The organism is Pseudoalteromonas sp. SG45-3 (assembly GCF_014164075.1).
In the GTDB taxonomy this organism is placed as follows: Bacteria; Pseudomonadota; Gammaproteobacteria; order Enterobacterales; family Alteromonadaceae; genus Pseudoalteromonas; species Pseudoalteromonas distincta.
Window position 1 is genome coordinate 52040 of record NZ_JACJEN010000020.1, and the last position, 18668, is coordinate 70707.

15 protein-coding genes are annotated in these 18668 nt (G+C 40.6%); 14 read left to right on the plus strand and 1 reads right to left on the minus strand.

The annotated features are described in order from the left end of the window. Positions 1-263: 263 nt before the first annotated feature. The 14 genes from H5126_RS17810 to H5126_RS17875 all read left to right on the plus strand — a co-directional run bounded on the left by H5126_RS17810 (position 264) and on the right by H5126_RS17875 (position 16428). On the plus strand, positions 264-632 hold the full coding sequence (locus H5126_RS17810; protein WP_024596295.1) for a response regulator: 369 nt from the start codon (positions 264-266) through the stop codon (positions 630-632). A 228-nt stretch (positions 633-860) separates the two neighbouring features. Continuing rightward, positions 861-3278, plus strand: coding sequence for a bifunctional aspartate kinase/homoserine dehydrogenase I (gene thrA, locus H5126_RS17815; protein ID WP_154903651.1), 2418 nt, complete (start codon positions 861-863; stop codon positions 3276-3278). A gap of 9 nt (positions 3279-3287) precedes the next feature. After that, positions 3288-4223 (plus strand): homoserine kinase, encoded by a 936-nt coding sequence (thrB, locus tag H5126_RS17820; RefSeq protein ID WP_024596294.1) that lies wholly within the window; start codon positions 3288-3290, stop codon positions 4221-4223. An 11-nt stretch (positions 4224-4234) separates the two neighbouring features. Continuing rightward, positions 4235-5518, plus strand: coding sequence for a threonine synthase (thrC, locus tag H5126_RS17825; protein WP_182720671.1), 1284 nt, complete (start codon positions 4235-4237; stop codon positions 5516-5518). 269 nt (positions 5519-5787) lie between these two features. Next, positions 5788-7044: a serine hydroxymethyltransferase gene (gene glyA / locus H5126_RS17830; protein WP_002961763.1), complete on the plus strand. Its 1257-nt coding sequence runs from the start codon at positions 5788-5790 to the stop codon at positions 7042-7044. Between the two features lie 368 nt (positions 7045-7412). Further along, positions 7413-7862 carry a transcriptional regulator NrdR gene (nrdR, locus tag H5126_RS17835; protein WP_002961761.1) on the plus strand — a complete coding sequence of 150 codons (450 nt, stop codon included), beginning with the start codon at positions 7413-7415 and terminating at the stop codon, positions 7860-7862. Positions 7863-7864: 2 nt separating this feature from the next. Beyond that, positions 7865-8998, plus strand: a complete 1134-nt coding sequence (gene ribD / locus H5126_RS17840; protein ID WP_024596292.1) for a bifunctional diaminohydroxyphosphoribosylaminopyrimidine deaminase/5-amino-6-(5-phosphoribosylamino)uracil reductase RibD — start codon at positions 7865-7867, stop codon at positions 8996-8998. Between the two features lie 16 nt (positions 8999-9014). Further along, positions 9015-9668, plus strand: coding sequence for a riboflavin synthase (locus H5126_RS17845; RefSeq protein ID WP_024596291.1), 654 nt, complete (start codon positions 9015-9017; stop codon positions 9666-9668). Between the two features lie 29 nt (positions 9669-9697). Continuing rightward, on the plus strand, positions 9698-10810 hold the full coding sequence (ribBA, locus tag H5126_RS17850; protein WP_024596290.1) for a bifunctional 3,4-dihydroxy-2-butanone-4-phosphate synthase/GTP cyclohydrolase II: 1113 nt from the start codon (positions 9698-9700) through the stop codon (positions 10808-10810). 100 nt (positions 10811-10910) lie between these two features. Continuing rightward, the gene (gene ribE / locus H5126_RS17855) at positions 10911-11375 is read left to right on the plus strand and encodes a 6,7-dimethyl-8-ribityllumazine synthase (RefSeq protein WP_002961753.1); all 465 of its coding nucleotides are present in this window, start codon (positions 10911-10913) and stop codon (positions 11373-11375) included. A 15-nt stretch (positions 11376-11390) separates the two neighbouring features. After that, positions 11391-11801, plus strand: coding sequence for a transcription antitermination factor NusB (gene nusB, locus H5126_RS17860; RefSeq protein ID WP_002961751.1), 411 nt, complete (start codon positions 11391-11393; stop codon positions 11799-11801). Between the two features lie 46 nt (positions 11802-11847). Continuing rightward, positions 11848-12822: a thiamine-phosphate kinase gene (thiL, locus tag H5126_RS17865; protein WP_024596289.1), complete on the plus strand. Its 975-nt coding sequence runs from the start codon at positions 11848-11850 to the stop codon at positions 12820-12822. Next, the gene (locus tag H5126_RS17870) at positions 12819-13304 is read left to right on the plus strand and encodes a phosphatidylglycerophosphatase A (protein ID WP_024596288.1); all 486 of its coding nucleotides are present in this window, start codon (positions 12819-12821) and stop codon (positions 13302-13304) included. Before thiL ends, H5126_RS17870 begins: the two co-directional genes overlap by 4 nt. Before the next feature lie 37 nt (positions 13305-13341). Continuing rightward, entirely contained in the window at positions 13342-16428 is a 3087-nt protein-coding gene (locus H5126_RS17875; RefSeq protein ID WP_002961745.1) for a ligand-binding sensor domain-containing diguanylate cyclase, read from the plus strand. A 41-nt stretch (positions 16429-16469) separates the two neighbouring features. Here H5126_RS17875 and H5126_RS17880 read toward each other — a convergent pair whose 3' ends face one another. After that, complete coding sequence (locus H5126_RS17880) at positions 16470-18581, minus strand: hypothetical protein (RefSeq protein WP_182720672.1); 2112 nt, start codon at positions 18579-18581, stop codon at positions 16470-16472. Positions 18582-18668 lie beyond the last annotated feature (87 nt).

Consider the following 18668-nt stretch of genomic DNA (forward strand, 5'->3'; position numbering starts at 1 on the left):
AAATTTAATAAGATAAATCTAATTAAGTAGGTATGTAGTATTAATGTAATTAAACTCAGCTATGAATTAGTAAATTTGTTAGACGTTAAGTTTTGTAAGTTTGATTAGAATTTAGTTTCGTTAATCATATTTAAATGAGTTAATTCTATATTTATCATTGCATTGAATTATTAATGCGCTAAGTACTTAGATGCGTGTTAAAGTGTCCTGAGTGCAAAGAAAGATGGTCTTTTAATAACTTTGATGGTTGTGTAGTAGTAAACATGATGAAATTTTCGATATTAGTCTGTGATGATTCTGCTGTTGCTCGTAAACAAGTCGTGCGGTGTTTAAATGAGTGTATAGACGCAGATATACAACAAGCTATAAATGGAGCAAACGCCCTCGATCTTTTAAGAGCACAAAACTTTGATTTACTGTGCCTAGACCTCACCATGCCAGAGGTTGATGGTATACAAGTACTTGAAACTATAAAAACAGAAAAAATAGAGTGCTTTGTGTTGGTTATTTCTGCTGATATACAGGAAAAAATGAAGCAACGAGTCGCCCAACTTGGCGCAATTGATTTTATTGATAAACCTATTAATAAATCAAGCTTGAATGAAATATTGCATAAATTTGGCATTCATTAGGTTTTTTCATGTTAAAAAAGGCTGTTTTATCTTTTAATTTAGGGTTGACAGCATAGCCTTTGTTAAGGCAGTCTTAACATATGAAAACAATTAATCGCGTACTGACCATTATTATTACAACCATCATTCTTACTGGATAGTGGCATAGGTCGGTGCAACAAATTTAAAGGCCTGTGTTCACTTAGAACACAGGCCTTTTTTCGTTTTATGGGATGAGGAACATAAACAATGCGAGTTTTAAAATTTGGTGGGTCTTCACTTGCCGATTATGCATGCTTACAACAGGTAGCTCAGTTAGTTAAAGCACAATTAAAAGATGAAATGTTATTGGTGCTTTCTGCTCCAGGTGGAATGACCGATTCGCTAGTTGCACTTGCAAGTGCTGCAGAGCAAGGCTTAGATTTTTCGAAGCAATGGCAAGCATTAGCGAGTCGTTGTGAAGGCTTAAAAGCTGACGTTGAAAAAAGTGGCGTAGTCGTTACAAGCTGGCCAGACCTAGGCGAGCTTAAAAATAAATTAGATGGCGTGTCGCTTATACAGTGTTGCCCTGATCAAGTTCGCGCATTTGTAATTAGCTTTGGAGAGCGCGTTAGCGTTTCTTTAATGCAGGCTTTATTGAGCTCACAAGATGCAAGGTACTTAGAAGCAACAAGCTGTATTGCTTCAACTGGTGGCTACATTGATGCAGAAGCTGATTTAGTGGCAAGTAAAGCTCGCTTTCAAGCTGTGCTTAAAGAAAACCCTGCAACTATTTATATTATGCCTGGTTTTACGGCGAGTAATGATAAAGGTGAGCTTACGACGCTTGGCCGTAATGGCTCAGATTACTCAGCAGCTATTGCTGCGGCATGTTTAGAAGCTGAGATTTGCCAAATTTGGACTGACGTTGATGGCGTATATAGCGCTGATCCTCGTTATATTAAAAAAGCCACTAAAGTAGATTTTTTATCTTATAAAGAAGCGATGGAGCTTTCTTACTTTGGTGCAAAAGTACTTCACCCAAAAACAATTTTACCGTGTGCTAAAGCAGGCGTGCCATGTGAAATTAAAAATACGCATAACCCAGACGCACAAGGCTCATTAATTGGTAACGATTATTCATCTGATGAGCCCGTAAAAGCGCTTTCTAGCTTACAAGACCTTGCAATGTTAACTGTTTCAGGCCCAGGCATGAAAGGTAAAGTAGGCATGGCATCTAAGGTATTTAACGCGCTTGCTCACGATAACGTATCAATTGTATTGATCACGCAATCATCATGTGAATTTAGTATTAGTTTTTGTGTGCACGAAACAGACCTAGCACTTGCACTCGATGCGCTACAAACTGCATTTGAGCTTGAATTACAAGCAGGGCTTATTGAGCCTGTTCAAGTACAGCGTAATTTAGCCATTGTTACTTTAGTGGGCGACAACATGCGCGCACACCGTGGCTTAGCGGCTAAGTTTTTTGCATCGCTTGCACAAGCGCAAGTAAATATTGTGGCAATTGCACAGGATTCTACAGAAAGTGCTATTTCTGCGGTAATTGATGGTGAGTTATGTAATGACGCTGTAAAAATATGCCATGAAAACTTTTTCACGCATGTGCCGTCAATTGATGTGTTTTTACTAGGTTGTGGCTTAGTAGGGCAAGAGCTTATTAATCAGCTTGAGCGCCAGCAAGCTTGGCTTGAAAAGCGTAATATTAAACTTAACTTGTATGGTGTTGCTAACTCTCGTCAATTACACCTTGATAACGAAGGCATCGCTTTTAGTGATTGGCAGCAAAAATTGGCCTCATCTGAGCAAGCATTTGATTTAAAATTAGTAGAGCAATTTGTTAAGCAAAACCACTTAGTGAATCCGGTATTAGTAGATTGTACATCTTCAGATGCACTTGCTGCGCAGTACGTAGACTTTTTAAATGCAGGTTTTCATGTGGTTGCAGCTAATAAAAAAGCGACAACAAGCTCATACACGTATTACCAAGATTTAATAGCTGCTACGCAAAAGAATAATCGTAAATTTTTATACGAAACTAACGTTGGTGCAGGTTTACCAGTAATCGATAACTTGCAGTCATTATTTGGTGCCGGTGATGAGTTACTAGAGTTTAGCGGTATTTTATCAGGCTCACTTTCGTATATGTTTGGCGCACTTCAAGATGGTTTATCACTTTCTGAGGCAACTATTAAAGCCAAAGAAAGCGGTTTTACTGAGCCAGATCCTCGTGATGATTTATCGGGTACTGATGTAGCACGTAAGTTACTGATCATTGCTCGCGAAGCCGGTATGAAGTTGGAGCTAAGCGATATTGAAGTTGAGTCAGTATTACCACAAGGTTTTGCACAAGGTGATAGCGTTGATGAGTTTATGGCAAAACTACCAAGCCTAGATGCTGATTTTAATGACCGCATTCAAAGTGCTGCGAGCGAAGGAAAGGTACTTCGTTATGTAGGTACAATTAAAGAAGGTCACTGTAAAGTAGGTATTGAGGCTGTTGATGAAAAACATGCGCTTAATGTAATTCGCGATGGCGAAAACGCGCTTGCTATTTTAAGCCAATACTACCAGCCACGTCCGTTTGTAATTCGTGGTTATGGTGCCGGCTCTGAAGTAACAGCAGCGGGTGTATTTGCTGATATTTTAAAAACACTATCGCGCTAGGAGCTCGTTATGATTGAAGTATATGCTCCGGCGTCTATTGGTAATTTTGCAGTGGGTTTTGATGCACTTGGCGCAGCGCTTGCGCCAATCGATGGTAGTTTATTAGGCGATGTAGCTGTTGTAAGTGCAGCACCAAGTGACGAATTTATTTGTACTGGCGACTACGCTCACAAGTTACCAAGTGATGCGAATGAAAACTTAGCGTACCAGTGTTTAGTACATTTTAGAGCGCATGTCGCGCCTGATATGCCAAGCGTAAAGCTCGAGCTTAAAAAGAATTTACCAATTGGATCTGGACTTGGTTCTAGTGCATGCTCGGTCGTGGCTACCTTTGCTGCCCTTGATAAGTTTGCACAAACTAACTTAAGTCAGGTTGAGCTTATTGAGCTTATGGCTGACTTTGAAGCTGTAGTGAGCGGTGGTCGTCATTACGACAACATCACGCCATGCTATTTAGGTGGTTTGCAATTAACAGGTGATTTAATCCCTGATAAATCGATTGCACTGCCTGTTGATGAAAATTGGTACTACGTTGCTGCGTTCCCTGGTTTTTCACTCAACACTGCAAAAGCGCGCTCGGTTTTACCAAAAGAGTTGAGCATGCATGCAAGTGTTGAGTTTGCACAGCGTTTATCGGCATTTAGTAGCTTACTGTTGACTAATCGTTTTGACGATGCACTGAGCATAATGAAAGATGAAATAGCAGAACCTTACCGCGCACCGCTTATTAAAGGTTTTAGTGAAGCCAAAGCAAGCTTACCAGCGTTGGGCGCTGAAATAGTGAGTATTTCGGGCGCAGGACCTACCTTGTTTAGTGTATGTAAAACACTTGAAGCTGCAAAGCAATGCGCGCAGTGGTTAGAGGCAAATTACATTAACGAGCAAGGCTTTTGCCACATTTGTAAATTAGATAACGACGGCACGCGTCAATTAACAGTTTTATAGGATAGGTAGTCATGCAATTACATAATTTAAAAGATAGCTCACAAAAAGTGTCGTTCGTTGAAGCCGTAAAAACAGGTTTGGGTCGTAATCAAGGTGTGTTTTTCCCTGAATCCCTTGCCCCACTGTCCGATGTTCATGCTTTGCTTGATATGGACTTTGTTACACGCAGTGGCAAAATATTATCTCACCTAATTGGTGATGAGCTGCCTAGCGACACTGTGGCACAAATGGTTAAAAATGCATTTAACTTTCCAGTTAAACTGGTGGAAGTTGAAGAGAATACATACTGCTTAGAGTTGTTTCATGGTCCTACGCTTGCGTTTAAAGACTTTGGTGGTCGCTTTATGGCTGAGTGTTTAGCGCAATTTAATAAAGATGAAAAAGTAACTATTTTAACCGCAACATCGGGCGATACTGGTGCAGCCGTTGCACATGCTTTTTATAACAAGCCGAATATCGATGTTGTCATCTTATATCCTAAAGGCAAAATTTCACTTGCTCAGCAAAAGCTATTTACTACGTTAGGTAACAATATTCATTGTTATGCAGTTGATGGCAGTTTTGATGATTGCCAAGAGTTGGTTAAAAATGCCTTTTTAGATGAAGAAGTTAAATCAACACTTGGGCTTAATTCTGCTAATTCAATTAATATTAGCCGTTTAGTTGCTCAGGTTTGTTATTACTTTGAGGCCATTGCACAACTACCAAAAGAAAAACGCGCAACAGCGCATATATCAGTGCCAAGTGGCAACTTTGGTAATGTATGTGCTGCAATGATTGGTGCGGTTATTGGCTTACCTGTAGGTAAATTAAGTGCAACCACCAACCAAAATGATACTGTGCCGCGCTTTATGCTTGATAAAACCTGGACGCCAAACGCAACACTTGAGTCGCTTTCAAATGCAATGGATGTAAGTAAGCCAAACAACTGGCCGCGTGTGCAAACAATGTTAGATAATAACTGGTTTAGCTACGATAATTTTTATTCAACTAGCGTAAACGAGGAAGACACGCAATCGGTGATGAAAAAAATTCAACAAACGGGTTATGTTGCAGAGCCTCACACTGCTATTGCGTACCAAGGTCTTGTTGAAAATCGAGCGCCTGGTGCAGCGGGCATCTTTTTAGCCACAGCTCACCCTGCTAAGTTTAAAGAAAGCGTAGAGGGTATTTTAAATATTGAATTAGGTATGCCAAAACCACTTAGCGACGCACTAGCAAAACCATGTCTAGCAAGCGATATAAAGGCCGATTACGACGCATTACGTACAGAAATACTTGCTAAACTTGGCTAAGTTAATTAATTCAAAAAGGCGGTTAAGCCGCCTTTTTTTATAACTATAGGCTTTTAAATCTAGTGAGTTGCATTTACTAATTAAATGTAGGAAATAGCATTCATTTAAAATCGTTATGGTTTTATAAGAAAATATCATCTTAAAAAGTCTGTGAAATAGTTTCAATCCCTGTTTAAATATCCTCAACTTAAGAGCGTAGGCAAAGAGTCGTTTAAAGCGTACAATAAAGCCTCTAAAAAACACCATACACGTTGCCCTAGGAGACCCCAATGTTAGAACGTAGCATGAATATTTCGGATTTTGATCCAGAGTTATTTGACGCGATAAACAAAGAAACTGCTCGCCAAGAAGAGCACATTGAACTAATCGCTTCAGAAAACTACTGTAGCCCACGCGTACTAGAAGCGCAGGGTTCACAGCTTACAAATAAATACGCAGAAGGTTACCCTGGCAAACGTTATTATGGCGGTTGTGAGCACGTTGATGTTGTTGAGCAATTAGCAATTGACCGTGCTAACGAGTTATTTGGTTCTGACTACGCAAACGTACAACCACATGCTGGTTCGCAAGCTAATGCTGCTGTTTTTCTAGCGCTATTAGAAGCAGGCGACACTGTACTTGGTATGAGCTTAGCTCATGGTGGTCACTTAACTCACGGATCACACGTAAGCTTCTCTGGTAAGCTTTACAATGCAATTCAATACGGACTAGATGAAACAACGGGCGAAATTGATTACGCACAGGTTGAAGCACTAGCACTTGAGCATAAACCAAAAATGATTATTGGTGGTTTCTCAGCGTACTCAGGTATTGTTGATTGGGCTAAATTCCGTGAAATTGCTGACAAAGTAGGTGCTTACCTGTTTGTTGATATGGCTCACGTTGCAGGTTTAATTGCGGCAGGCGTTTACCCAAGCCCAGTTCCTCATGCACATGTTGTAACTACAACTACGCATAAAACACTTGCTGGTCCTCGTGGTGGTTTAATTATCTCTGCATGTGGCGATGAAGCAATCTATAAAAAGCTTAACAGCGCAGTTTTCCCTGGTGGCCAAGGTGGTCCTTTATGTCATGTTATTGCAGCAAAAGCAGTGGCATTTAAAGAAGCGCTTCAACCAGAATTTAAAGTATACCAAACACAAGTTGTTAAAAACGCAAAAGCAATGGTTGCTGTAATGCAAGAGCGCGGCTACAAAATCGTATCTGACAAAACTGAAAACCACTTATTCCTACTCGATTTAATCGATAAAGATATTACTGGTAAAGATGCAGATGCAGCCCTTGGTAACGCTAACATCACAGTTAACAAAAACTCAGTGCCAAACGATCCACGTTCTCCGTTTGTAACATCTGGTTTGCGTATTGGTTCTCCTGCAATCACTCGTCGTGGTTTCAAAGAAGAAGAATCAAAAGAGCTTGCTGGCTGGATTTGTGACGTACTAGATAACATCACTGATGAATCTGTACAGGCGCAAGTTAAAGAAAAAGTAAAAGCAATTTGTGCAAAATTACCTGTTTACGCTTAATTGCATAAGCAGCAGTAATTTAGATCACATAGGCTAGGGGCCTGTTTATCTTTCGAGGTTTAATTTGCAGTAGTATGTTTGGTTTTTAGGCAAGGCAGAGTCTATGTAGTGTGGTTACTCCACACAAATAGGCGATAACGCAGCATAAATGCCAAACATGCACTGCCCTCGGGTTCGTCCTAGGGGCGATTTACTCTTTGTTGCTCGGTTTTTACTTAGCCCACTAGGTTACAAACCTCGCGCCGCGATTAAATCACCCATAGATAGAACAAATTTAATCCTGAAAGGTCAACAGGCCCTATTTTTTTGCTAAGATAAAAGACCGCTATTTAGCGGTCTTTTTTGTTTTAAAACGGAAGTACCGAGCTATGCATTGTCCATTTTGTACCGCAAAAGATACTAAAGTTATTGACTCACGCCTTGTTGGTGGAGGCCATCAAGTTCGCAGGCGCCGTGAGTGCAACGACTGCCATGAGCGCTTTACTACATTTGAAGGCGCTGAACTGGTTATGCCTCGTGTTATTAAACAAGACGGCAGCCGCGAACCATTTAACGAAGATAAATTATTAAATGGCTTAAATCGCGCACTCGAAAAACGCCCAGTGAGCACAGAGCAAGTAGACGAAGTAGTGAATATAATAAAATCGCAGTTGCGTGCTACAGGCGAGCGAGAAATTTCAAGCCATTTGGTTGGTGAATGCATTATGGAAGCCCTCAAAAAGCTCGATAAAGTAGCGTATGTAAGATTTGCCTCTGTTTATCGCTCGTTTGAAGATATACGCGAATTTGGCGAAGAAATTGCCCGCTTAGGGGAGTAACAATGCAAAGCCAAGTTCCTTTTACTGAACATGATGAAATGTATATGGCACGCGCCATAGAACTTGCCAAAAAAGGCCGGTTTACTACCACACCTAACCCTAATGTTGGCTGTGTTTTAGTTAAAAATAATCAAATAATTGGTGAGGGTTTTCATCAATTAGCAGGTCAAGGCCATGCAGAAGTAAATGCACTGGCTGTCGCTGGAAAAAATGCACAAGGTGCAACGGCTTATGTAACGCTTGAACCGTGTAGTCATTATGGCCGTACGCCACCGTGCGCCGAAGGCTTAAAAGCTGCCGGTGTGGTAAAAGTAATTGCTGCTATGGTTGATACAAATCCACAAGTTGCTGGCAAAGGCCTTAAAATACTGAGCGACGCGGGTATTGACGTTGCTTACGGGTTACTCGAATCACAAGCTCGCGCACTTAACGTTGGCTTTTTTAAGCGTATGGAACAAGGCTTACCTTATGTGATTTGCAAAATGGCAGCGAGTATTGATGGTAAAACGGCGCTTAAAAATGGGCAAAGTAAGTGGATCACAAGTCCTGCTGCTCGACAAGACGTACAATTATACCGAGCGAAAAGCTGCGCTATTTTAACCGGTGCCGATACAGTGCTAGTAGACGATGCTAAACTTAATGTGCGACTAAGTGAGCTGCCTTGCACACTGCCTACTGATTTGCCGCTTCGCCAGCCCGTGCGTGTTATAATTGACTCTCAAAACCGTTTAACACCTGACCTTGCTTTATTTGAAATCCAAAGTGATGTAATAATATTTACGACTAAGGTTGATAAATCATTGCAATGGCCGCATTTTGTAAAGCATATTGAAGTTAGTGAAAGTAACGGTAAAGTTGATTTACAAGCCGTTTTAGAAAAACTTGGGCAACTGCAGTTTAATAATGTTTGGCTTGAAGCTGGCGCAACACTTGCTGGTAAAATGACAGAGCTTAATTTAGTTGACGAGTTTGTTTTTTATTTAGCGCCTAAACTAATGGGCCATGATGCAAAAAGTTTAGTTAATTTTCCTGAATTGACGAGTATGCAGAACACCGTTGATTTAACATTTAATGAATGTGCGCGCATTGGTGACGATTTACGTATCACCGCGTCAAAACTCATTAAAATCACTTAATAAAAAGAGTAGTGCTATGTTTACTGGGATAATAGAAGCCACAGGCAAAATTGCTTTATTACAAAAAAAACAAGGCGACTTAGCCATTCGTATCCAAAGTACTGATCTTGATATGACAGACGTAAAGTTAGGTGACAGCATTGCAACTAATGGTGTTTGCTTAACTGTAGTTGATAAACATATTGATGGTTTTAGTGCGGATTTATCTAATGAGACGATTAGTTTGACCGGTTTTGCTCACTATGCTTTAGGACAAACGGTGAATCTTGAAAAAGCCATGCAACCTGTTTCTCGTTTAGGCGGTCATTTAGTGTCTGGCCATGTTGATGGTATCGCAACAATTACAAGTATTACAGCAAACGCCAGAGCAACAGAATATTGGCTTACAACTGACGAAAATTTAATGAAATACATTCCTTACAAAGGTTCGGTATGTATTGATGGTATAAGCCTGACAGTAAACGCTGTAGAGGGTAATAAATTCAAATTAACAATTGTCCCACACACGAGTGAGCAAACCACAATTGCTCATTTTAAAGTAGGTACCCAAGTTAATTTAGAAGTCGATCAAATTGCACGTTATTTAGAGCGCCTTATAAAGGGTGCAGAGCAACCAACGGGCTCTGATATTTCGATGAGCTTACTCGCTAAAGCGGGTTTTATTAAATAACGAAACTGACAACTTACACGAGCAAATTTATGAATTTACACAGCGCGCAAGAAATCATCGACAATATTAAAGCCGGTAAAATGGTTATTTTAATGGATGATGAAGATAGAGAAAATGAAGGCGATTTAATAATAGCAGCTGAGCATATTAGCGCAGAAGCGATTAATTTCATGGCTACCCATGGCCGTGGTTTAATTTGTTTAACCATGACGCAAGAGCGTTGCGAGCAACTTGATTTACCGTTAATGGTTAAAAACAATGGTGCAGCATTTTCTACTAACTTTACAATGTCGATAGAAGCATCAAAAGGTGTTACAACCGGTATTTCAGCAGCAGACAGAGCACGTACAGTGCAAGCGGCTATAGCTAAAGGCGCAGTCCCAAGTGATATTGTTCAGCCTGGACATATTTTTCCTATTATGGCGCAACCTGGTGGCGTATTAACTCGCGCAGGACACACTGAAGCGGGCTGTGATTTAGCGCGTTTAGCTGGGCTTGAAGCATCATCTGTTATTGTTGAAATACTTAATGCTGACGGCACTATGGCACGTCGCCCTGATTTAGAAGTTTTTGCGAAAGAGCACGATATTAAAATTGGCACCATTGCTGATTTAATCGAATACCGCAACTTAAACGAAACAACAATTGAGCAAGTAGCAAAATGTAAGTTACCAACTGTTCATGGTGAATTTGATTTAGTTACTTACAAAGACACAATTGACGGCCAATTACATTACGTATTACTCAAAGGCGATATAAAAGATCAAGAGCCGACAAATGTGCGTGTACATTTGCAAAGTACCTTTAATGATATTCTACTTTCAGACAGAAGTGCTGACCGTAGCTGGGGCCTTTCAGAAGCAATGGCTTATATCGCTAAAAATGAAGGTGCTTTAGTTATTTTAGGTAAGCAAGAAAGCACTGAAGAGTTAGAGGCAACTGTGAAAGCATTTGCAGCAGCTGATGCTGGCGAAAGCGTTACGCCACGTAAATTCAAAGGTACATCTCGTACTGTTGGCGTAGGTTCGCAAATACTTGCCGATCTTGGAATTAAACAAATGCGATTAATGAGTCGCCCTAAAAAGTACCATGCACTTTCGGGCTTTCATTTAGAAGTTGTTGATTACGTTGAGCCACAATAAGCATCACGCTTAAACTAGGCTATTATTTTATTTTTATGGTATGATGCGCAGCAATTTTTGCGCAATCGCAACCGCTTGAACTTATTTTTAGGGTTATCAAATGAAAATTATTGAAGGTAATAAGTACGCTCCAGGCAAAAAATTTGCCATTGTCATTTCTCGTTTTAATGACTTTATTGGTAGCAGCCTCCTTGCAGGTGCTGTTGATGAGCTAAAACGCACAGGTGGCGTATCAGATGACGACATTACCGTTATTTATGTGCCAGGCGCGGTAGAATTACCTTTAGCGGCTAAACGCGTTGCGGCAAAAAAAGAGTATGATGCAATCATCGCATTAGGCGTAGTGATCAGAGGTGGTACACCACACTTTGACCTAGTTGCTGGCGAATCAAACAAAGGTCTTGCGCAAGTATCACTTGAGTATGATATCCCGGTTGCATTTGGCGTATTAACCACAGAAAGCATTGAACAAGCAATTGAGCGTGCTGGCACCAAAATGGGCAATAAAGGCGGCGAAGCTGCTTTAGGCGCGCTTGAAATGGTTAATGTGTTAGATAAAATTTAAGTTTAAGGAATTTTTGTGAAACCAGCAGCAAGACGTAAAGCACGTATCTTAGCACTCCAAGCCGTTTATTCTTGGCAAATAAGTGGCAATTTAATTGCCGATATCGAACAACAAATGTTGATCGAAACAGACGTTACTAAAATTGATGTTGAATACTTTAAAGATCTAGCGACGGGTGTTGCTGTAAATTACAAGCAACTAGACGAAGCTGTATCACCACATTTAACACGTCCGTTTGATGACTTAGATATGGTTGAGCGTGCAATTTTACGTTTAAGCAGCTATGAGCTTAAGTTCCGTGAAGACGTACCTTATAAAGTTGCTATTAACGAAGGTATTGAGCTGGCCAAAATTTTTGGCGCTGAAGACAGCCATAAATTTGTAAACGGTGTACTTGATAAAGCTGTTAAGCATTTACGCAAGTAAGTAAACCGTCAAAGAGGGGAGCCGGCATAGGCCGGCTTTTTTGTGTATGAAGGAATTTGAATTAATTAACCGCTACTTTAAAGGTCGCGGTATCACCCGTCGTGATGTAAACCTAGGTATAGGGGATGATTGCGCTTTAGTAACCGTTCCACAAAACTGCCAACTTGCCGTTACAACAGACACTCTTGTTGCTGGCGTACACTTTTTTGATGATATTTCCCCTCGTGCATTAGGTCACAGAGCGCTTGCTGTTAATTTAAGTGATTTAGCGGCCATGGGCGCTGAGCCGACTTGGGTTTCAGTTGCGTTAACTTTGCCAAGTATTGACCCACAGTGGATTGAAGAGTTTACTGATGGCATGCATGAAATTGCTGAATATTTTAATGTGCAGATTATAGGAGGCGATACAACTCAGGGCCCACTAACCATCACTATTTGTGCGAAAGGGACTGTACCCGAAGGTACTGCACTTCGTCGTAGTGGCGCAAAAGTGGGTGATTGGATTTATGTTACGGGTCCGCTAGGTGACGCTGGACTTGCAATTGAGTCTCGCAAACAAGGTATAAGTATTGAGCCAGAGCATTTAAAGTACGTAAATAAACGCTTTGACTTTCCAACCCCACGTGTTGCTGCAGGGCAGGTATTACGAGGCCTTGCATCATCGGCTATCGATGTGTCGGACGGCTTAATCGCTGATTTAAGTCATATACTCGATATGTCACAAGTAAGTGCAGTGGTGAATATTGAAAGTATTCCAACTTCAGATGCGATGCAAGCAAGCCTTGATTTTAATCAGCAGCTGCCATTTATTCTCAGTTACGGTGATGATTACGAATTAATTTTTACGGTCCCTGATAGCAATAAAAGTATGTTAGAAATAAAGCTACGCCAGTATGGTGTAGATGCAACATGCATTGGCCAAGTTAAAAGTGGCGATGGCCAAATTGAGCTTTTACACAACGGTGAAAAGTTTGATTTTGAACCGCAGGGTTTTGAGCACTTTGCAAAGGAGCTGGTTTGAACAATAACCGCAAGTTTAATTTAAAGCGTCCACATCAGTTTTTTGGTCTGGGCTTTGGGACTGGGCTTGCCCCTAAAGCGCCCGGTACATTTGGTACGTTTGCTGCCTTGCCATTCATTTTTATGACCATGTATTATCCGTTATGGCTGCAAATTGTATTTGCCGTTGTGATCAGTATATTTGGTATATGGGCGTGCGGTAAAACGGCTGATGATTTAGGCGTGCACGATCATCCTGCTATTGTATGGGATGAAGTGGCGGGTTATTACATCACTATGATTGGCGCAGCACTTAGCTGGCAAACATTACTCGTAGGTTTTTTGTTATTTCGCTTTTTTGATATAGCAAAACCCGGCCCAATCCGTATGCTAGACAAACGAGTACATGGCGGTTTAGGTATAATGGCCGACGATATACTTGCGGGTATTTTTTCGCTTATATGTTTACAAGCGTTAATAAAAGTGGGTTTACTGCCCTTTTAATTTTTATATTTGATTTGTTTAACTAGGTGGCAGCAATATGATGCGATTTTTACTGGTTTGTGTACTTATGTTGTGCGCGACGCCAAGTTGGGCTTCAATTACTGATTACGTAGTTAAGCAATGGAATATAAAAGATGGCCTACCGTCGCAATCACTTAAAAGTGTTGTGCAAGATCAGCAAGGCTATATGTGGCTTGGTACGCAATTTGGTTTAAGCCGTTTTGATGGTACAACATTTACAAATTATAACACGCAAAATAGTCCATTCTTGCCTAGTAATGGTGTTAATAAGCTTTTAGTCGATTCTAGTGGTTTGCTATGGGTAGGCACTAAAAGTGGCTTGGTAGTTATTAACCCAGCCACATTTGCAGCACAAGAATTTAATATTAAAGGTCCAGTAAGGGATATTCTTGAGGACTCTAAAGGTAGCATATGGATTGCGGCCAACGGCTTATACTATGTAGATAGAGGGCAAGTTGATTTACGCACTGAAGTAAATGGTCCTCTACCTATTGTTAATGCTACTGTGATCACACAAATAGTTGGCTCTGTTAGCCAAATGGCACTCTCTCCTGAAGGCATTTGGCTGGTTAACGATCGTCATTTATTACGCCTTACAAAAAACTCATCAGATTTTTCTAAACTACGTTTAGAGCTTACCGCAAAAATATCTTTACCAGAGCGCTTAGCGCAAACCATAGTGCACGATTTATCATTTTTAAATGGTAATTTGTATATAGCTTCTGAGCTAGGTGCATACTTTTTAGATTTAGATGACGAGCTAAGACCTTTTCCTCTACCTAATGCAAATAACTCAGCCGTTTATAAGTTTATGAGTGATACCGATGGTGGCTTGTGGGTTTCGACCTATGGACGCTTATTATTCAGAGATAAAACCGGTGAGTGGCAATGGGTAGAGCCTAGCCAACTCGATCAAAGTATATGGTTTGCTGATATTTTTAGAGATGATAAAAATAACGTTTGGTTAGCAAGCTTTAGTGAAGGCTTGTGGCTTGCTCATGAAGGACGAGTCGAAAGGCATTCAGCAGTTTCAAACATGACCGAATCTGTTATGGCTATTAGCCAAGCACCCGATGGTAAACTGTGGGTTGCGAATAAAAGCGGCATTGGTTATTTCGATTTAGATAAAAGTTTTATTAATTTAGTCCCAAGTAGTAAATATGGATACGCATCAGTACACGATCTACAATTTGATGGTGAGCGATTATATATAGCCACAGGGCGCGGCTTATTTGTTTTTGAAAACAAGACACTTTACACCGTCCCAGGTCGAGCACTTCGCGATAATCCGGTATTTGCAATAAGTCGCTCTAGTAAAGGCGGCTTTTGGATTGGTACCGGACGCGGTTTATATCGATTAAATTATGCTGGTTTAACGCCTTTTGCCTATAACGCTTTTTTAGGTAGTAAGTTTATTACCTACGTATTAGATAAAACAAACTTTGGTGTGATTGGTACTAGTAAGGGCGCATATTACTTTACAGACCGTGGCATTGAAAAAATTGGCGACCAAACAACACTTGAAAGCGCATACGTAACTAGCGTGCTACATATAGATGGCGTGGGTATTTTAATCGGCTCTCTTAACGACGGGCTTTTTTACAGAAGTACGCAAGGGCAATGGCGTCAGCTCGATGCAGCTAATGGTTTACCGTATGGTTCTATATTTAGCCTAGAATATGATGAAAAGTTAAAGCATGTTTGGGTAAGCACCATGAAAGGTGTTTACAGAATGCCTGTAGAGCAATTTAAAACAGAAATAAAAAGCTTAAAAGTTGAAGAAGTAATTTCATCTTTTGACCGTCAACTTGATGGTAAAGCGAATCAATGTTGTAGTGGACTTGGGCATGATGCGGTAGCAGACACCGGAAATTCTATTTGGTACCCAAGCTTACAAGGTGTTGTTGAAATACCTAAAAATGTAGAGCTATTTGGTGTGCTTGCATTAAAGCCAACAATAGAGACAATAACAACGCCACTTCGTCATTTAACTACCGCTGCGCTTGGTAAAAAACCATCATTAGAAACAGACGAGCGTGATATAACGCTAACTTACACAGCTATTGATTACTATGCACCAAACAGCATTGAATTTAGATATAAACTAAGTGGCTTAGATAGTGACTGGCGCTATGCAAATACGCGACGTGAAGCTATTTATACTAACTTGCCTCCTGGCTCGTTTTTGTTTCAATTAGAAGCTAAGCGCCAAGGTGAAGACTGGGCTAAAGCGCAAGATGTAGAATACGGTTTTGTAGTGCCTGAGCGCTTTGACGAAACAATTTACTTTAGGCTTTTAATTACCAGTGGTTTTATTTTGCTTTTTTATCTCATTTTTTGGGTGTTTAGAGCACAAGAACGCAGAAAACAAGAAGCATTAGAGGGCTTAATCACTGAGCGTACCTTAGAGCTTCGCCAAGCTAATGATAAATTAGGCCAAGTGAATTCACAGCTTAAATTAGTGAGTCACTCAGATGAGCTAACAGGGCTACGTAGCCGCCGCTTTTTGTTTGATCAACTCCCTAAAGATATTGAGCACTTTCAACGTAATTCACAGTCGCTGCAGGCACAAGGTAAGTCACTGGTGCTGGTAATTATTAACTTTGATAACTTCAGCCGTATTAACGATGCGTATGGCCCAATTGCAGGTGATAGCTGCTTACAGCAAATGGCTGCATTGTTAAATTCGCGTACGCAGGGCTCTGACTATGTGGCACGTTGGAGTGGTGATGAGTTTTTATTATTATTACGTGACTTTAAATGCAATAAAATAGATAGCTATGCCTCAGAACTTTGTAAAGTAATAGCGGCTAATTCGTTCCAATTACCAAATGGAAAAACAACTAATATCACGGCATCAATTGGTTGGTCATTTTATCCATTACCTTTACTAGGCGGACAGGTAATTAGCTGGGAAACCTCTATTAACTTAGCAGATATAGCACTGCATCAAGTTAAAAAGCGCGGTGGTGATGGTGTGGCTAATATTACGTTTGATGATCAGCTCGATGCATTTGAGTTTGAACAAAACTCTAATGTTGATCAGCAATTAGGTATTTTACAAAGTAATGGCTTGGCAGATATAAAAGTGTGGATGCGATAATGCCCGACCAAGGTTATTGGTCAGGCATGGTGAGGTTAACTCTATTTGTTAAGCCAAGCTGGTAATATTGCAATCGACTCAGGGGCTGTAAATGCCGTACTGGTATCGGCGCTTATATCACCGCCTGCACTGCTTAAAATATTATTAAATCGCATAACCACATTATTTGACTTCTCAGCTACGTATAAATCTGTTCCGGTATACATAATATCAACAGGGTTACCCAGTAGGGTATTTGGACCGCTAATAGTGGTACTTATGTTTACCAAGCCCGATGCAGTTGCTACGTTATTCAAGACGTATATTTTGCCATCGTCAGCAACTGCTGCGCTACCAACATCAGAGAGTATTAGCGAGCCACTTAGCGAGTCGTAGTCGATGCCGTGCATGTTGCTTGGTGCTGCTACTGCTGTACCTGCATTTGCTGGCGTTATAAGCCTATCCTCAACTGCAATATTAGTACTACCAGCCATTAGTTTGCTTTTAACTTCGTCAAATACAGCAACGGTTCCATTTGTTAGTGCTACAAAAGCTCGATCAGTGTTTGCATCGTAATCAACATCCCAAGGGCGAGCATCGTTTGCAAACGTAAGCGTCATTAATGGGCTTGCATCCCCTGTGGTGCAAGTTGAAAATATTGAAATGCTTGGAGTATCTGCATTATTTTCTGCAACTAAAATCATACCGCTATCAGAAGCCACATCAAGACCTTTAGGAGATATAAGGCCTGTATTCGAACCAGTAATAATGCTGTCTTGGTTCGTATTATAAGTTTGCCCATCTCTGTTTATTGCCACTTTATTTGAAATAACAATACCGCCAATTGAGGTTGTACTGTTATCGAACGTTGTATAACTATTACCCGCTTTATCAAAAGTTACACTTTCGATAGTTTGACTTGCATTATAGTTGCCAATTTCTGTGTTAAGTTGTGAACTTAATCGACTAATTTGCCCAGTTGTTTCACCTGCAGTGCCCGGATTACTACTTACAGCAACACCTAGCAGCGCCATATTAGCGGTATCACTATCTGAAATATCAGCCATCTCATTTTGTATACCCAGTTTAGTAATTGACTCAGGTTTAATTGTTGAGGTAACTAAATCAGGAGTGATATCGCCGCTCTCACCTGAAAATATATTGCTGAACACAAGAACAGCATCATTTGATTTTTCAGCTACACGTAAGTCACTACCTTCAAGGCTAATATCAACTGGGTTACCAAGCATTGTTGCTGGACCGGCAATACTTCGTGCAACGCTTACTAAGCCCTCTGCAGTTGAAGCATTATTAATTACAAATAACGAACCATCGGTTGCGTCTGAGGCACTGCCTACATCAGACAAAACAAGTTTATTAGTATTTGAGTCATAAACAATGCCGTGAATATTTACAGATATTTGCGTGCCATCATTATTACTTGGAGTAATTGTGCGGCTTGGCATTGCGGCAAATTCACCACCAACAAAATTATCATAAACGGCTACATCACCATTTGTTAGTGCTACATAAAGGCGGTCGTTAGATTCATCATAATCAACATCCCACGGCGCCGCTTCTGTAATAGTTGTGCCTAAAGGCGCTGCATCGCCCGCGGCTGTAGCGCCAAAAGTCGTTACTTGCATAGCGCCAAAGTCAGCAATAAAAACAAGGCCACTCTTTTGTGCTACAGCTATTCCTTTAGGGTTTACCAGTGTTGTGTTATTACCTGTTATTTCGCGATCTGTATTAGCTGTATAGGTTGCGCCGTCACTACGATTTGCAAGCTGGCAAATAGTTTTAATACTGCCATTTTCGCTGTCGCTTGCTTGCAATAAATTACCTAAGCTATCAAATGCAACGCCTTCGTTAGCTGTTGTATTAAAGGTTTTTAGTTTAGAGGCGTTTTGGTTAATTAAATCGATAGTGCCTGTATTGCTCTCGCCATTGTTTGCCAAAATTAATGTGGCTGATGCAAAACCAGGGTTGCCATTTGTACCGTCGGTACCGTTTTGTCCATCGGTGCCTGCAATACCATCTACGCCGTTTTCACCATCGTCTGAGCTACAGCCTGTAATGCCGATTAATACTGCAAGTGTTAAAGCTGAAAAACTAAGCGTGTGTTTAAGTGTGTTTTTTTGTGTTGAATGAGTTGTTAAATTAGCTTTATTCATCATTTTTACCTTTTAAATATTCCATCAAATGTAGGTAAATAACGCGCTTGCTCATAAGGCATAGACTAAGCGGCACTGATTATTTAC

Coding starts and splice junctions, on each gene's coding strand:
- H5126_RS17845 (WP_024596291.1), top strand. CDS start 9,015: ATGTTTACTGGGATAATAGAAGCCACAGGCAAAATTGCTTTATTACAA.
- thrA (WP_154903651.1), top strand. CDS start 861: ATGCGAGTTTTAAAATTTGGTGGGTCTTCACTTGCCGATTATGCATGC.
- H5126_RS17875 (WP_002961745.1), top strand. CDS start 13,342: ATGATGCGATTTTTACTGGTTTGTGTACTTATGTTGTGCGCGACGCCA.
- nrdR (WP_002961761.1), top strand. CDS start 7,413: ATGCATTGTCCATTTTGTACCGCAAAAGATACTAAAGTTATTGACTCA.
- glyA (WP_002961763.1), top strand. CDS start 5,788: ATGTTAGAACGTAGCATGAATATTTCGGATTTTGATCCAGAGTTATTT.
- ribE (WP_002961753.1), top strand. CDS start 10,911: ATGAAAATTATTGAAGGTAATAAGTACGCTCCAGGCAAAAAATTTGCC.
- thrC (WP_182720671.1), top strand. CDS start 4,235: ATGCAATTACATAATTTAAAAGATAGCTCACAAAAAGTGTCGTTCGTT.
- H5126_RS17810 (WP_024596295.1), top strand. CDS start 264: ATGATGAAATTTTCGATATTAGTCTGTGATGATTCTGCTGTTGCTCGT.
- thrB (WP_024596294.1), top strand. CDS start 3,288: ATGATTGAAGTATATGCTCCGGCGTCTATTGGTAATTTTGCAGTGGGT.
- thiL (WP_024596289.1), top strand. CDS start 11,848: ATGAAGGAATTTGAATTAATTAACCGCTACTTTAAAGGTCGCGGTATC.
- ribBA (WP_024596290.1), top strand. CDS start 9,698: ATGAATTTACACAGCGCGCAAGAAATCATCGACAATATTAAAGCCGGT.
- ribD (WP_024596292.1), top strand. CDS start 7,865: ATGCAAAGCCAAGTTCCTTTTACTGAACATGATGAAATGTATATGGCA.
- H5126_RS17880 (WP_182720672.1), bottom strand. CDS start 18,581: ATGAATAAAGCTAATTTAACAACTCATTCAACACAAAAAAACACACTT.